We start from the raw sequence: 12,897 nt of genomic DNA on the forward strand, positions 1-12,897 counted from the left end.
CCCCTCCCCCGAACCCCCTCCCCGCGCCTGACCTGACGGCGTGGCACGGGGGGAGGCGTAGGGCGGGTTTCAACCCGCCGCCCCTGGACCTGTCAGGCGATTTCCTTCGGCACGATGAAGTCATCGGTGACGCCCAGGCCCCAACCCACCTCGGACCAGCTGTCGACCGCGAAATCGCAGACCAGGGTTGCCCCGGTCGGGTAATGCGCGAAGCCCTCATGCGTGGGCATCTGCGCCACAATGCGGCTGGCGAATTCCGAAATCCCGGGGTTGTGGCCCAGAACCATGACCACATCCGCCGTCGCATGGCGCAGGACGGCCAGCATGACATCGGGGCCCGCGTGATAGAGCGAGGGCTTCAGGCTCACCTCGGGCGCGCCCGGCAGCGCGGGGGCGATGCCCGCCCAGGTCTCCTGCGTGCGCTTGGCGTCCGAACAGAGCACCTCGCCCGGGACATAGCCCCGGCTGGCCAGCCACTGGCCGAGGTCCTTGGCGGCGGCGCGGCCGCGTTCGTTCAGCGGGCGGTCATGGTCGGGGGAATTCGGGTCGTCCCAGCTCGATTTCGCATGGCGCGTCAGAATCAGTCGCTTCATCCCCTACCTCCCAGGGTCGGCGGTTATCCCACCTTGTGGAACCGGCCCATGTGATAGGCCGATTGGACCTCAAGTCTTGCATAGGCGGCAGAGGCGGGGCAAGCGCGGCGTGTGAGGCAGCCGCCGGAGAGGCAGGGCTGGCCCTGGGTGTCGAGCCAGGCGTGGCAGCCGGGGACGTCGTAGCCCTGCGCCCCAAGGGCCGAGGCGGGGCAGGCGGTCAGGCAGGGGGCGGGGCAGCTGTCGCAGGGGCGGGCCTGGGGCGGGGGGATCTCGACGCGGGTTTTCAAGGCCAGCGCGCCCCGGAAGGAGACCATGAGGCCCTGACTCCCGTGGACGAGGAGCTTGACCGGGCTCTCCCAGACGCGGCCGGTGCGGAGCGCCCAGCGGTAGAAAGGGTGGTAAGGCGGGCCGCCGAAGGGGAAGAGCGCCTTGGCGCCGAGGTCGCAGGCGATGCGGCCTATGGTGCGGCGCGACCAGTCGTCGATCGGGTCGGGGTGGGTCCAATCGGCATGGGCCTGGATATGGGCCCAGAAGCCGGGCTCCTTCGGGCCGAGGAGCAGGAGGGTCTGGGTGCCCTCGGGCAGGCCGGGGTCGCCGTCGCAGTGGAAACCGCCCAGGACCTCCAGGTGATGGGCGGCCAGGTTCACCGGCGCCCCCTTTTAACGCCGGACGCGCGGCTTGACCCGCGGCTCGGTGGAGCGGATCTGGCTGCCCGCGCCATGGTCGGTGAAGAGCTCGAGGATGGCGGCATTGGGGAGCCGCCCGTCGAGGATGGTGACGGCGCGGACGCCCTGTTCCAGCGCGTAAAGCGCGGTCTCGACCTTGGGGATCATCCCGCCCGAGATCGTGCCATCGGCGATCATGGCGCGGATCTCGGCGGGGGTGATCTGGGTCAGGACCTCACCAGCGGCGTTTTTCACACCGGGGACATCGGTCAGGAGGAGCAGGCGGTCGGCCTTGAGCGCGCCCGCGATGGCGCCGGCGGCGGTGTCGCCGTTGACGTTGAAGGTCTCGTTGTCGGCCATGCCGGTGGCGACCGGGGCGACCACGGGGATGATGCCTGCGGCGTAGAGGTCGCGGAGGACCTGCACGTTCATCTCCACGGGGCGACCCACGAAGCCCAGCTCCGGGTCATCGGCCTCGCAGACCATGAGGTCGTCGTCCTTGCCGGAGATGCCCACAGCCCGGCCGCCCTGGTCGTTGATCGCCTGGACGATGCGCTTGTTGACGAGGCCGGAGAGGATCATCTCCACGACCTCGACCGTGGCCTTGTCGGTCACGCGCTTGCCGCGCACGAATTCCGACTTGATGCCGAGCTTGGTCAGCATCTCGTTGATCATCGGCCCGCCGCCATGGACCACCACCGGGTTGACGCCCACCTGCTTCATTAGGACCACGTCGCGGGCAAACTCGGCCATGGCCGCATCGTCGCCCATGGCATTGCCGCCGAACTTGACCACGACCACCGCGCCCGAGAAGCGTTGCAGGTGGGGCAGGGCCTCGGAGAGCATCTTGGCGGTGGCGAGGGCGGCTTCACGGCTCACGGTATGGGCTTTCATCTTGGTCTCCGGGGTTTGGCCCCGTTTAGGGCTTTTGAGGCCCCCTGCCAAGCGGCTTGCATGTGCCGGGCGGCGGCGTAGACTGCGGGGATGACCTATCAAAAAACTCTCGTCCTGACAGGGGCTTCGCGCGGGATCGGCCATGCCACCGTGAAGCGGTTTTCCTCGGAAGGTTGGCGCGTGCTGACCTGTTCGCGCCAGCCCTTCGATCCGCGCTGCCCTTGGCCGGGGGGCGAGGAGAATCACATCCAGATCGACCTCGCCTCGCCGGACAAGACGATTGCGGCCATCGAGGTGATCAAGGGCAAGATCGGCGGGCGGCTGGATGCCTTGGTGAACAACGCGGGGATTTCTCCGAAAGGGGCGGGCGGGGCGCGGCTCTCGACGCTGACGACGGATCTGCGGACCTGGGGGCAGGTCTTCCACGTCAACTTCTTCGCCTCGATCGTGCTGGCGCGGGGGCTGATGGAGGAGTTGCAGGCGGCCAAGGGGTCGGTGGTGAATGTGACCTCGATTGCAGGCTCCCGGGTGCATCCTTTTGCGGGGGCGGCCTATGCGACCTCCAAGGCGGCTTTGGCGGCCTTGACGCGGGAAATGGCCCATGATTTCGGGCCCTTGGGGGTGCGGGTCAATGCGATTGCGCCCGGAGAGATCGAGACCTCGATCCTTTCCCCCGGGACGGACAAGATCGTGGAGAAGCTGCCGATGCAGCGGCTGGGTCAGCCGAAAGAGGTGGCGGATGCGATCTGGTTCCTGTGCTCGGACCAGTCGTCCTATATCACCGGGTCGGAATTGCTGGTGAACGGCGGTCAGCAGGTCTGACGCCGCGAGGTTCCCGCCTGCGCGGGAACGCCTTGGCCCTGGCCGTCAGGTCAGTTCGCAATGATCGCCCGCCCCTGCGAAATGACCTTCAGGTCATGTTCGCAATGATCGCCCGCAACGTCTCGATCCCCAGACCCTCTTCCGAGGAGGTCATGACGATCTCGGGATAGGCGGCGGGGTGCTTCTTCAGGGTCTCTTGCACCTGGGCCAGGTTGGCGGCGCGCGTGGCCGCGTTCACCTTGTCGGCCTTGGTCATCACGACCTGGAAGGTGACGGCGGATTTGTTCAGAAGCTTCATGATCTCTTCATCGACCTCTTTCGCGCCGTGGCGGGTGTCGATGAGAACAAAGGCGCGGCGGAGCGTCTGGCGGCCTTGCAGGAACTGCTTCAAGAGCCGCTGCCACTTTTCGACCACGGCCTTGGGCGCCTCGGCATAGCCATAGCCGGGCAGGTCGACGAGGTATTTCTCTTCGCCCAGCGCGAAGTAGTTGATTTCCTGCGTCCGGCCCGGGGTGTTGGAGGCCCTTGCCAGGTTTTTGCGATTGGTCAAGGCGTTGATCAGGCTCGATTTCCCGACGTTCGACCGGCCTGCGAAACAGACCTCAAGCCGATCGGCCGGGGGCAGGTTTGCCATGGCGGTCACGCCTTTGACGAAGTCGACGGGGCCGGCGAAGAGCAGCCGCCCACGTTCCTTGGCAAAGGGTTCGGGGTCTTCTGCAAGGGGGAAGGTCAGGCTCATATGAGGCTCCATGCGTCGTCAACGGCGATCTTGCCGCCCTGGATGACCGATGCGAAAATGCCGAAATCCTTGTGGCCAAAGGCTTGGTCGAGCGCGTCCAGCGTCTCGCCCATGACCTCGCCGGTGGCGGGATCGACGCAGGTGGCGCGGCAACGGGTGATGCGTTCGGTGACTTCGAGGACGGCCTCGCCGATCTGAAGGCGGCGGCCGATCCAGGAGAATTCCTCCCAAGGCGCCGCGCCGTCCAGCCAGAGATTGCCCCGGAAACGGTGGGGGGAGAGGTCCAGGCCCATGCGGGCCGAGAGGTCCTTGAGCGAGGCGAGGTTCAGGATCGAGACGGTCGGATAGTCGCTGTCGGTCAAGCCGCCGTCAAAGCGGATGACCTGGACGGGCTGGGCGCGACCTGCGGGAACCAGGGGTTTCACCCAGGAAATCAGGCGCTTGGCGTCTTCGGTATCGTCGGGATTGACGGTGATCTCGCCCAGCTGCGGATGGGTCAGGCGGAGGCTCTCGCCCTCCATCGCGGCTTCCATCGCCATCAGCTGCGGCACCTTCGCCCCGCGCAGGAAGTTGTTGCAACTGACCCAGCCGGGGGTCAGCTTCGCCGCCTCATGCGCGATCGCCCAACGCCGGTCATGGGGCAGGGTGGCGCCCGCCGAAAGCACAACGGACGCGAGCAACTCGCGTCCGTGGGCCTTGATCGGGTGGCGGGTGATCAGCGCCAGCCTGTTCATTTCTTGGCCTTGGGCTTCGACACCGGGACCGGCACCGGGGCCTTGCGCCGGAAGTTGCCCAGGAGATCGGGGCGGTTTCCGTGGCTCCACATGATCAGGTACTGCTGGATGAAGGTGATCGTGTTGTTGGTGATCCAGTAGAGCACCAGGCCCGAGGCAAAGCTGCCGAGCATGAACATGAAGACCCAGGGCATCCAGGTCATGATCATCGCCTGGGCCGGGTCGGTGGGCGCGGGGTTCAGCTTTTGCTGCAGCCACATCGAGATGCCCAGAAGGATGGGCAGAAGGCCGATGAAGATCGTGTGCAGAAGTGTGCCGGTCGCGGGCGCGTCCCAGGGCAAGAGGCTGAAGGCGTTGAAAATGCTGGAGGTATCGGGCATCGACAGGTCGGTGAGCCAGCCCACGAAGGGGGCGTGGCGCAGTTCGATCGTGACGTAGATCACCTTGTAGAGCGAGAAGAAGATCGGGATCTGCAGGAAGATCGGCAGGCAACCGGCGGCCGGGTTGACCTTTTTCTCGCGGTAAAGCTGCATCATCTCCTTTTGCAGCTTCTGCTTGTCCTCGCCCGCGCGCTCTTTCAGCGCCTCCATCTCGGGCTGAAGCTCCTTCATCCGCGCCATGGAGACATAGGATTTATAGGCCAGCGGCAGGACGATCAGCTTCAGGATGAAGGTCAGGCCGATGATGGCCAGGCCCATGTTGCCGATCAGCCCGTGCATCAGGTGCAGGACGAAGAAGATCGGCTTGGTCAGGAAGAAGAACCAGCCCCAGTCGATGGAGTTCACGAAGCCCGGGACGGCGACGACATCGGGCTTGGCCGAATAGCCGAAGGGCTTCATGTACCAGGTCGGGTCGTTCTCATAGGCCGCGATGGTCTCCCACTCCTTGGCGCCGGCGAAGAAGCGCATCGAGGTGGTGGCCGAGGCGCCGGGCGCGACGGCCAGGACGGGCTTGCGGACCTCGACCTGGTAGATATCGGCGCCGGGGGTGTATTTCTCGACCGCGGTGAAGGGCTGGCCCTGTTCGGGGATCAGCGTCGTCATCCAGTAATGGTCGGTGAAGCCGGTCCAGCCGTCGCCTTGCGATTCGGTGGCCTGGCCGTTGACGCCCTCGAATTCGGCGAGGCTGGGCAGGTCGGAATAGGGTTGCTCGATCGTCTTGCCGTCGATGCGGCTGACCGGGCCCTCGTGGACGACATAGACGCCCTCGAGCTTGGGCAATCCGTGGCGGGCGATGATGCCATAGGGGGCAAGGCGGGCCTCCGCCGTGCCCTTGTTGGTCACGGTGTCGACGATGGTGAACATGAAGTTCTCGTCGACCGAGATGTCGCGGGTGAAGGTCACGCCCTTGGTGTTGGCCCAGGTCAAGGTGACGGGTTTGCCCGGGGCCAGGGTGTCGCCTGCGGTCTGGGTCCAGATCGTCTTGGCGTCGGGGACGTCGGCAGGCTCCATCCCGTTGCCGGGGGAGAAGCCGAAGATGGCGTAGTAGGGCTTTTCCTGGCCCACGGCCGACAGGAGCGTCACCGGCGCGGCATCGGGGGCGACCGAGGTGCGGTAGGTCTTCAGGAGCAGGTCGTCGATCCGACCGCCCAACAGCGAGACGCTGCCCGAGAGCTTGGGCGTGTCGATGGTCAGGCGCGGTGCCTCGACGGCGGGAGCCTCGGTCAGGGCGGCAGCCGGGGCGGCCGTGTCGGTCGCCGCCGGGGTGACAGCCTGATCGGCGGGCAGGGCGGTGAGCGTCGTGTCTTCCTTGGGGAACCAATCCGGGAAGAGCATCGGTCCGGCGATGAACCAGACGAGAATCACGATCGCGGAGAGGACCGTTGCGAGGAGAAGGTTCTTGTTCTGATCTTCCATGGGACCGCCGCTGTTGCGCTTGCCAGTATCAGGCGACGTTCAACAGAAGGGCCGCGGGAAGGTCAAGCGGTTTCGCCCTCGGCCAAGCCCCGCCCCCCACGGGGAGGCGGGTTTTCTGCGAAAATCCCGGGTCGCCGTGGCGCGGTCGTGGTTAATTGGTGCGGTTGCCGATGCGGGGCGTCGTGGTTTGGCGCTGCGTGTAGCGGTGCATCCATTCCACGGTCTCTTCCATCGCCATGGGCCGGGCGAGGCCATAGCCCTGCACATGGTTGCACCCAAGCTGGCTGAGCATGGCATGTTCGCCCTGAGTCTCGACGCCCTCGGCGATGGTCTCCATCTCCAGCCGTTCGGCCATGGAGAGGATGGCGGAGACGATCTTCTGCTGTTCGCGGTCTTCGTCCACGCGGGTCACGAAGCTGCGGTCGATCTTCAGGCGGCGGACGGCGAAGCGGCGGATCGAGGTGATCGAGGCATGGCCGGTGCCGAAATCGTCCAGGTCGACGCCGCAGCCCATCTGGGCGATGGCGGCGATATTGGCGACGATCACATCGCTGTCAGTCTCGGCCACGACGGTTTCCAGGATCTCGATCGTCAGGCGTTCGGGGGCGAGGTCGAAACGATCAAGCTCCCACCGCAGTTTCGAGGCCAGCCCCGGCGCGCGCAGTTCGGATTTCGAAAAGTTCACCGCCACGGTGGGCACATGGAAGCCCGCCTTGTCCCATTGCGACAGCGCCGAAAGCGCGTTGAAGACCATGACCTCGCAAAGCCGGGACGAGAGGCCGCAATCTTCGATCAGCGGCAGGAACTCCGCCGGGGGGATCAGGCCGCGCGTCGGGTGATGCCAGCGCGCCAGCGATTCGAAGCCCGAGACCGCGCCCGTGTCGGTCGAGATCTGCGGCTGGAAATGGGCGCGGATCTGGCCCTCGTCCAGGGCCTGTTCCAGCTCGTCGCGCATCTGGTCGCGGTCGGCGCGGGTGCGTGCCATGTCGGGGGCAAAAGCACGAATCGCGCCCGGCCCGTTGCGGCTGGCATCATCCGCCGCGACCTGCGCGGCGTCCAAAAGCGCGGCCCCGGTCGCCGAGGGCGCCCTGTCCGCCAGGCAAAAGCCCACGGAGGTCGTCACATAGACCCGCGCCCCGTTCAGGCTGATCGGCGCGGTGAGGGCCGATTGCAGGCGTGCGCTGACCTGCACCGCCGTTTCAAGATCCAGCCGCCGCACCGGGCCAAGCGCCACGGCGAAGCCGCCCCCCTCGAGCCTGGCGACCACATCCCCCGTCCGCAGCGCGGAACACAGCCGCTCTGCGCAGCGGGTCAGCACCTCGGTCTGGGCGATGCGACCATAGCGGTCCACGACATCGCCCATATCGTCGAACTGCACGACCAGGCAGCCGGTCGTCAGCCCGGTGATCGGCGTATCGCGCAAGATTCGGTCCATCACGCCGATGATTTGCGGCCGCAAAGCCAGCCCGTTCAGCGCATCGGGCAGCGTCATCTGCCCCTGCGGCACCTGCCGGAAGGCCCCGGCCAGCGCGGCCACCAGCGGCGCGCCGAGGGCGACCAGCATCAGGGCCCGCTCCCCCCCCAGGAAATAGGCGCCCAACGTCACGGCGGGCACGAAGACCATGATTTCCGGTCGCCGCAGCACGGTCGAGACCGTGGCAAGATGCGAGAGCGCCCAATTCGCGGCCCTGCGGCCAAACCCAAAACTCATGACATCCCCCGGATCGCGACATTAGAACAGGTCACGAACAATCTAGGGACGAAGAGTAAAGGGACTCTTAATCTTCGCCCTTGAGTTGCGGCGGTTGATCCGGCCCCGGCGCCGCTCCCCGCATCAAGCCCAGGAAGTCGAAAATCCCCGGGTCGGCGAGGTGCGAGGGGCGCACGTTCATCAGGCTGCGGAACATGACCTGCCGCCGCCCCGGCGTCCGCGTCTCCCACTCGTCCAGGAGCTTCTTGACCTGGGCGCGCTGGAGCCCCTCCTGGCTGCCGCAAAGATCGCAGGGAATGATCGGGTAAGCCATTGCCCGGGCGAACTTTTCGCAATCCGCTTCCGGCACGAAGGCCAGGGGGCGATAGACGAACAAATCGCCCTCTTCGTTCACGAGCTTCGGCGGCATCGTGGCCAGCCTGCCGCCATGAAACAGGTTCATGAAGAAGGTCTCGAGGATGTCGTCGCGGTGATGCCCCAGCACGACGGCCGAGCACCCCTCTTCCCGCGCGATCCGGTAAAGGTTGCCGCGCCGCAGCCGGGAACAGAGCGAACACATGGTCCCGCCCGGCTTGATCTTCGAGGTGACGATGGAATAAGTGTCTTGATATTCAATGCGATGGGGCACGCCCATCCGGCTCAGGAACTCGGGCAGGACGCCCGAGGGAAAGCCCGGCTGCCCCTGGTCCAGGTTGCAGGCGAGAAGCTCCACCGGCAGAAGCCCGCGCCATTGCAGCTCGGTCAAGACGGCCAGCAGAGTATAGCTGTCCTTGCCGCCCGAGAGGCAAACCAGCCAGCGCGCGCCCTTCTCGATCATCCCATAGGTCTCGATGGCCGCGCGCACCTCGCGGACCAGGCGCTTGCGCAGCTTGCGGAATTCGGTGCTTTGCGGCGCCCCCTGGAACAGCGGGTGGATGTCGCCAAGATCGTCGTCAAGGTCGTCGCGCACTGGGGGAACTCCGGCTGGGCTGCGGCCTTTTCGCAGAAAAAGCCCGGTTTGGCCAGCGGGGCAATCCGAAACCCGCCCGGCGCCGTATAAGCACAAAGGAGCTTCCCATGGGCCGCAAGACCACGATCAGCCTCAGCCTCGCCACCCTGTTTTCCGCGAGCCTCGCCGTCCTCTCGGCCTGCACCGGCCACCCGGGCGCCAGCGACCCGCCGCTGTCAGACCGCCAGTTCCGCCTGGAAGAGTTCTTCGACGGCCCCCTCGTCGCGCGCGGCCAGTTCCAGGACCGCTTCGGCACGGTCCGCCGCCAGTTCGAGGTCAAGATCAACGGCGTCTGGGATGGCAAGACCCTGACCCTGACCGAGGATTTCGTCTACGAAGACGGCTCGACCGAACAGCGCATCTGGACGCTGCACAAGACCGGCGAGACGACCTGGGAGGGCACGGCGCCCGGCGTCATCGGTATGGCCAAGGGCGAGATCCTGGGCGACCGGTTCAACTGGAAATACACGATCGACCTGCCCGTCCCCTCGGCCGATGGACCGGCCAAGACGACGCGGGTCAGCTTCGACGACTGGATCTGGCTGCAGTCGGAAAACCGCGCCTTCAACCGGGCCTATATGATGAAATGGGGCGTCACCTTGGGCGACGTCAGCATCACTTTCGAGAAGCTTTGAGGTCGTGCTCCGGATCGGCCCCGGGCACGGGGTCGTATCCATGACCGCCCCAGGGGTGGCAGCGGCAGAGCCGATGGGCGGTCAGCCAGCCGCCCCTCAGGGCGCCATGCCGCTCCAGCGCGTCGAGCGCATAGACCGAACAGGTGGGCTGAAAGCGGCAGCCGTGGCCGACGTAAGGCGAGAGGACCAGCCGATAGGCCCGCACCGGAAGCGACAGGACCCAAGCGCCGGGCGTCACTTATGCACCCGCGCCACGGCCTCGCGCAGGTCGTCCTGCAAGAGCGCCCAATCCCGCACCACGGTCGCCCCCGGCTTGGCGACCAGCACATAATCCCAACCCCGCCGCGCCAAGGGCCGCAGCACCTCATGCGCCAGGGCCCGCAGCCGCCGCTTGGCCCGGTTGCGGAACACCGCATTGCCGATCTTCTTGCTGGCGGTAAACCCAAAGCGCGGCGCCAGGTCATCCCCCCGCGCCCGACCCTGCAGCAGGAACCCCCCGGTCCCGGCCTTGCGCCCCTGGGCCGCCAGGAGATAATCCGCCCGCAGCCGGATCGTCTCCGCAGCGACCGGGGCGTCAGTCGGCAGGGCAGGTCTATCGGCCAAGATCGCCTCCATGGCAGTCGGCAGAGCCCCCTTCAGCGCAAATGACAAAACCGCCGCAGGCGTCTCGGTTTCCTGGGGTATCCCAGTCTCCGATTGCCTCGGCGGTGTCATCCGAACCTCCTGCGGACCCAAGGGTCCGACTTGGCTCAGGCCGACAGCTTCTTCCGGCCGCGGGCGCGACGGGCATTCAGCACCAGACGACCACCCTTGGTGGCCATGCGGGCGCGGAACCCGTGACGACGAGCGCGAACCAGGTTCGACGGTTGGAAGGTACGCTTCATAGCGGGCTCCATCAAGACTTCGGCAGCTTCCCCCAAAGGATTCGGAGGCGCCGCTACATGAGGCCCGTGCATTAAGGGGGATGTGTCCCCAAGTCAACGCGGCCCAAGAGCTTTCTGCCAGAAAACTTCGCCTCCCCCGGGCCTTCCTTCAAGACAAACCCCGGGCCTGGGTCAATTCACCCCCCCGTGACCCCCGCTTTGTCTGGCGCCGCCCCCTTCTGACGTGGGATAAGAGACCATGACCCAAGCCCCACCCCGCCTTTCCCGACGCCTTCTGCAACGGGCACCGATCCTCGTGATCCTGGCCCTGGGGCTCCTCGCCCTGGTCCTCTTCCGCGACTGGCTCAGCTTCGACCGCCTGGCCGAGAATCGCTCCGCCCTCCTCGCGCTGCGTGATCAACATTACCTCCTCGCCTCTGTCGCCTTCCTCGTCACCTATACGCTGGTCGTCACCCTCTCGATCCCCGGCGCCATCGTGCTCTCCTTGACCGGAGGCTTCCTCTTCGGCCTCTTCCCCGGCCTTCTTTACAACGCGGCTGCCGCCACGACCGGAGCCGTCACGGTCTTTGCCGCCGCGCGCGCAGGCTTTGGCCGCGATGTCGCCGAGGGCATCGACCAACGCGGCGGCGCTCTCGCCCGGCTGGCGCAATCCCTGCGCGAGAATGAGCTTTGGGTCCTCCTGACCATGCGGCTGATCCCGGTCGTGCCGTTTTTCCTCGCCAACCTCGCCGCCGCCACCGTGGGCGTGCGCCTGCGGACCTTCGCCCTGACCACCTTCATTGGCATCCTGCCCGCAGGCTATATCTATACCCAACTCGGCGCGGGCCTGGGTGAGGTCTTCGCGCGCGGAGAGCGCCCGAACCTGTCGATCCTCGCCCAGCCCAGCTTCCTTTGGCCGCTCCTCGCCCTGGCCCTCCTGTCGCTCCTCCCCCTCCTTCTGAAGTTGCGCAAATGAAAACCGATCTCTGCATCCTTGGCGCCGGGTCTGCGGGCCTCTCCCTCGCGGCAGGGGCGGCGCAGATGGGCGCCCGCGTCGTCTTGCTCGAGCCCGGCGAGATGGGCGGCGATTGCCTGAACACCGGCTGCGTGCCTTCGAAGGCGCTGCTCCACGCGGCCTCCGCCGCCGCAGCACAAAGGCGCGGTGGGCCGGGGGTGGCGGGCGTCACCCCGCAGGTCGATTTCGCGGCGGTCATGGCGCATGTCCGCGCCTCGGTCACCACGATCGCGCCGCATGACAGCCAGGAGCGCTTCGAATCCCTCGGCGTCCGGGTGATCCGCGCCCGGGGCCGCTTCACCGGACCCGATACGATCGAGGCGGGGGGAGAGACCATCCGCGCCCGCCGCTTTGCCATCGCCACGGGCGCGCGGCCCCTGGTGCCGGACCTGCCGGGGCTGGAAGGTTACCTGACCTCTGAAACCATCTGGTCGCTGGAAACCCTGCCCAGCCACCTGGTCATCTGGGGCGCAGGTGCCATGGCCGCCGAACTGGCCCATGCCTTCCGGCGGCTGGGATCAGAGGTCACAATCGTCACCCGCTCCCGCCTGTTGCGCAGCGAAGAGCCCGAGGCGGCCCAACGCCTCTCGGACATGCTGACCGCCGAGGGCGTCCGCATCCTCACCGCCACCCCGGAAAGCGCGGGCCCCGGGGCGCTCTACTGGCCGGGCGGAGGCGTCGAGGGCAGCCACCTTCTGCTGGCCCTGGGCCGCCGCCCCAGCCTCGACCTGGGGCTGGACCTGGCGGGCGTCGCCCATACCCCCGAGGGCATCACCACGAACGAAAGCCTGCGCACCACCAACCGCCGCATCTTCGCCATGGGAGACGTCGCCGGGCGCGGCCAGCTCACCCATCTTGCGGGCTATCACGCGGGCATCGTCCTGCGGCAAGCCGTCCTCGGCCTGCCCGCCCGCGCCTCGGCCCCGATCCCCCGCACCGTCTGGACCGAGCCGGAACTGGCGCAGGTCGGCGACCTCGCCCAACCCGGCGACCTCGTCCACAGCTTCGACCTTGCCGCCCTTGACCGGGGCGTCACCGACCAGGCGCAGGGCCTGGCGCGGCTGGTGATCCGCAAGGGGCGGCTTGTGGGCGTCACCCTCCTCGGCCCCGGCGCCGGAGAGCAGATCGGCCTCTGGACCCTCGCGCTGGCCACGAAAACCCGGCTTTCCACCCTCGCGGGCGTCGTCCTGCCCTATCCCTCCCTCTCCGAGGCCGGAAAACGCGCGCTCGGCACATATTTTTCGCCCCGCCTCTTTGATAGCGCAATCGTGAAGCTTATCGTCAAGGCGGTGCAACGGCTGGTGCCGTGAGAGAGGACCAAGGTGCAAAGGGGACGCTTCCTCAACACGCTGTCGGGGCGCTTCCTGCTTCTGACCGTGGCC

The 12,897-nt window shown here is 66.9% G+C and carries 15 protein-coding genes; 4 read left to right on the forward strand and 11 right to left on the reverse strand.

The genetic code is table 11. The features are described from left to right. Positions 1 to 92: 92 nt before the first annotated feature. From GV832_RS19220 to argB, 3 genes are read right to left on the reverse strand one after another with little or no spacing between them, the layout of a single operon-like run. The gene (locus GV832_RS19220; RefSeq protein WP_168776505.1) at positions 93 to 593 is read right to left on the reverse strand and encodes a SixA phosphatase family protein; all 501 of its coding nucleotides are present in this window, start codon (positions 591 to 593) and stop codon (positions 93 to 95) included. Positions 594 to 616: 23 nt separating this feature from the next. Further along, positions 617 to 1,240 carry a ferredoxin gene (locus tag GV832_RS19225; protein WP_168776506.1) on the reverse strand — a complete coding sequence of 208 codons (624 nt, stop codon included), beginning with the start codon at positions 1,238 to 1,240 and terminating at the stop codon, positions 617 to 619. Positions 1,241 to 1,252: 12 nt separating this feature from the next. Then, complete coding sequence (gene argB, locus GV832_RS19230; protein WP_227754545.1) at positions 1,253 to 2,152, reverse strand: acetylglutamate kinase; 900 nt, start codon at positions 2,150 to 2,152, stop codon at positions 1,253 to 1,255. A 90-nt stretch (positions 2,153 to 2,242) separates the two neighbouring features. On the opposite strand from argB, the gene GV832_RS19235 reads away from it, so the two are divergent. Continuing rightward, complete coding sequence (locus GV832_RS19235) at positions 2,243 to 2,974, forward strand: SDR family oxidoreductase (protein ID WP_168776507.1); 732 nt, start codon at positions 2,243 to 2,245, stop codon at positions 2,972 to 2,974. An 88-nt stretch (positions 2,975 to 3,062) separates the two neighbouring features. Here GV832_RS19235 and yihA read toward each other — a convergent pair whose 3' ends face one another. The 5 genes from yihA to ttcA all read right to left on the reverse strand — a co-directional run bounded on the left by yihA (position 3,063) and on the right by ttcA (position 8,963). Continuing rightward, a complete protein-coding gene (gene yihA, locus GV832_RS19240) occupies positions 3,063 to 3,713 on the reverse strand; it encodes a ribosome biogenesis GTP-binding protein YihA/YsxC (RefSeq protein WP_168776508.1) in 651 nt (216 codons plus the stop codon). Further along, positions 3,710 to 4,447, reverse strand: a complete 738-nt coding sequence (locus GV832_RS19245) for an MOSC domain-containing protein (protein WP_168776509.1) — start codon at positions 4,445 to 4,447, stop codon at positions 3,710 to 3,712. The genes yihA and GV832_RS19245 overlap by 4 nt, the downstream gene beginning before the upstream one ends. Further along, positions 4,444 to 6,303: a membrane protein insertase YidC gene (gene yidC, locus GV832_RS19250; protein WP_168776510.1), complete on the reverse strand. Its 1,860-nt coding sequence runs from the start codon at positions 6,301 to 6,303 to the stop codon at positions 4,444 to 4,446. Before yidC ends, GV832_RS19245 begins: the two co-directional genes overlap by 4 nt. Positions 6,304 to 6,454: 151 nt before the next feature. Next, positions 6,455 to 8,014, reverse strand: coding sequence for a putative bifunctional diguanylate cyclase/phosphodiesterase (locus GV832_RS19255; RefSeq protein WP_168776511.1), 1,560 nt, complete (start codon positions 8,012 to 8,014; stop codon positions 6,455 to 6,457). A 67-nt stretch (positions 8,015 to 8,081) separates the two neighbouring features. Continuing rightward, positions 8,082 to 8,963: a tRNA 2-thiocytidine(32) synthetase TtcA gene (gene ttcA / locus GV832_RS19260; RefSeq protein ID WP_168776512.1), complete on the reverse strand. Its 882-nt coding sequence runs from the start codon at positions 8,961 to 8,963 to the stop codon at positions 8,082 to 8,084. Positions 8,964 to 9,070: 107 nt separating this feature from the next. Here ttcA and GV832_RS19265 point away from each other — a divergent pair, with 107 nt between their 5' ends. Continuing rightward, positions 9,071 to 9,637, forward strand: coding sequence for a DUF3833 domain-containing protein (locus GV832_RS19265; protein WP_168776513.1), 567 nt, complete (start codon positions 9,071 to 9,073; stop codon positions 9,635 to 9,637). Here GV832_RS19265 and yidD read toward each other — a convergent pair. The 3 genes from yidD to rpmH form a co-directional block, all read right to left on the reverse strand. After that, positions 9,618 to 9,875 (reverse strand): membrane protein insertion efficiency factor YidD, encoded by a 258-nt coding sequence (gene yidD / locus GV832_RS19270; RefSeq protein WP_168776514.1) that lies wholly within the window; start codon positions 9,873 to 9,875, stop codon positions 9,618 to 9,620. The two genes, GV832_RS19265 and yidD, sit on opposite strands and share 20 nt — an antisense overlap. After that, the gene (rnpA, locus tag GV832_RS19275; protein WP_227754546.1) at positions 9,872 to 10,240 is read right to left on the reverse strand and encodes a ribonuclease P protein component; all 369 of its coding nucleotides are present in this window, start codon (positions 10,238 to 10,240) and stop codon (positions 9,872 to 9,874) included. The genes yidD and rnpA overlap by 4 nt, the downstream gene beginning before the upstream one ends. A 146-nt stretch (positions 10,241 to 10,386) precedes the next feature. Next, complete coding sequence (gene rpmH, locus GV832_RS19280) at positions 10,387 to 10,521, reverse strand: 50S ribosomal protein L34 (RefSeq protein WP_168776515.1); 135 nt, start codon at positions 10,519 to 10,521, stop codon at positions 10,387 to 10,389. Positions 10,522 to 10,816: 295 nt separating this feature from the next. Here rpmH and GV832_RS19285 point away from each other — a divergent pair, with 295 nt between their 5' ends. Continuing rightward, entirely contained in the window at positions 10,817 to 11,476 is a 660-nt protein-coding gene (locus GV832_RS19285; protein WP_354001989.1) for a TVP38/TMEM64 family protein, read from the forward strand. Continuing rightward, on the forward strand, positions 11,473 to 12,825 hold the full coding sequence (locus GV832_RS19290; RefSeq protein ID WP_168776517.1) for a dihydrolipoyl dehydrogenase family protein: 1,353 nt from the start codon (positions 11,473 to 11,475) through the stop codon (positions 12,823 to 12,825). The genes GV832_RS19285 and GV832_RS19290 overlap by 4 nt, the downstream gene beginning before the upstream one ends. Positions 12,826 to 12,897 lie beyond the last annotated feature (72 nt).

Origin of the sequence: Stagnihabitans tardus (genome assembly GCF_009925085.1) — a bacterium.
In the GTDB taxonomy this organism is placed as follows: domain Bacteria; phylum Pseudomonadota; class Alphaproteobacteria; order Rhodobacterales; family Rhodobacteraceae; genus Stagnihabitans; species Stagnihabitans tardus.